We start from the raw sequence: 1,806 nt of genomic DNA on the forward strand, positions 1-1,806 counted from the left end.
GCCGTTCTCGATCCCGCTCAAGGGCATCAACCTGAACGTCCGCGCCGGCGAGGTGATCGGCATCGCCGGCGTCGCCGGCAATGGTCAGGGCGAGTTCTTCGAATCCGTTTCGGGCGAAGTGCTGCAGCAGGATGCCGCCTCGGTGCGCATTCGCGGCAAGGATTCGGGAAGCCTCACCATCACCGGACGGCGCCTGCTGGGCGCTGCCTTCGTGCCGGAGGAGCGCCTCGGCCACGGTGCCGCACCGCGCATGAAGCTTTCCGAAAACCTGCTGCTGTCGCGCCATGCCACCGACGGCAAGGCGTTCGTCGGTTCCGGCGGAATGGTCAAGAGCGCCGCCATCCAGGCCGCGTCCCAACGCATCATCGAGGCGATGGACGTGCGCAAGAGCGCGCCGGATCCGGAGGCCGCGGCTCTTTCGGGCGGCAATCTGCAGAAATTCATCGTCGGCCGCGAACTCGACCGCCGGCCAAGCGTCATGGTGGTGAACCAGCCGACCTGGGGCGTCGATGCGGGCGCTGCCGCCCACATCCGCCAGGCCTTGATCGAGTTGTCGCGCAGCGGATCAGCGGTGCTGGTGATCAGCCAGGATCTCGACGAGCTGTTCGAGATCTCGGATGCGATCGCGGTCATGCACAATGGCGAGTTGTCGAAGCCGATGCCGATCGCCGAAGCGACCTTCGAGAAGGTCGGCTTGCTGATGGGTGGCGCCGAACCCGGTCACGCCGAACACACGTTGGAGACGGCATGATGCGCCTCGAACTCGTCAAACGCCCGCAGCGCTCCATGCTGTTTTCGGCCCTGTCGCCGTTCATCGCTTTCGCGCTGACCATCATTGCCGGGGCCGTCATGTTCGCACTGCTCGGCGTCAATCCGCTGACTGCGTTCAACATCTATTTCATCGAGCCGATCAGCCAAATCTGGCAGTTGCATGAGCTGGCGATCAAGGCCGCGCCGCTCATCCTGATCGCTGTCGGCCTGTCGGTTTGCTACAAGGCCAACATCTGGAACATCGGCGCCGAAGGCCAGTTCATCCTCGGCGGCATCGTTGGCTCGATGCTTCCAGTACTGTTTCCGCAGTTCGAAGGCCCGCTGGTGCTGCCGTTGATGCTGTTGCTCGGCATGGTCGGAGGTGCGGCCTATGCGGCGATCCCGGCTCTGCTCAAGACGCGCTTCGGCACCAACGAGATCCTGACCAGCCTGATGCTGGTCTATGTCGCGCAACTTTTCCTTGACTGGCTGGTGCGCGGCCCCTGGCGCGATCCGCAGGGCCATGGCTTCCCGCAGACCATCCAGTTCAACGATTCGGCCGTGTTGCCGGAACTGATGCCGGATGCCGGACGGGCAAACTGGGGTTTTGTCTTCGCGCTGGTCGCCGCGGTGCTGGTCTGGATCCTGATGAGCCGCATGCTGAAAGGTTTCGAGGTGCGCGTGCTGGGCTCGAGCCCGCGGGCAGGACGCTTCGCCGGCTTCGGCCTCAACCGGATGGTGTTCTTTGCCTTCCTGCTGTCGGGCGCGCTGGCGGGACTTGCCGGCATCTCGGAGGTCTCGGGCGCCATCGGCCAGCTGCAGCCCGTCATTTCGCCCGGCTACGGCTTCACCACCATCATCGTGGCGTTCCTCGGCCGTCTCAACCCGCTTGGCATCGTTGCCGCCGGACTGGTGCTGGCACTGACCTATCTCGGCGGCGAAGCAGTGCAGAGCGCGCTCGGCATCTCCGACAAGGTGGCGCGGGTGTTCCAGGGCATGCTTTTGTTCTTCGTGCTCGGCTGCGACACGCTCATCCACTACCGCATACGTCTGGTC

The 1,806-nt window shown here is 64.5% G+C and carries 2 protein-coding genes; both read left to right on the forward strand.

Translation table 11 applies throughout. The annotated features are described in order from the left end of the window. The coding region (locus EN994_RS29675) for an ATP-binding cassette domain-containing protein (protein ID WP_127308065.1) at positions 1-751 on the forward strand (751 nt) is incomplete at its 5' end. Beyond that, positions 748-1,806 (forward strand): ABC transporter permease (locus EN994_RS29680; protein ID WP_164746336.1); only part of this gene is annotated, 1,059 nt, incomplete at its 3' end. The genes EN994_RS29675 and EN994_RS29680, both read left to right, overlap by 4 nt.

This window comes from Mesorhizobium sp. M7A.F.Ca.CA.002.09.1.1 (assembly GCF_003998555.1).
In the GTDB taxonomy this organism is placed as follows: Bacteria; Pseudomonadota; Alphaproteobacteria; order Rhizobiales; family Rhizobiaceae; genus Mesorhizobium; species Mesorhizobium ciceri.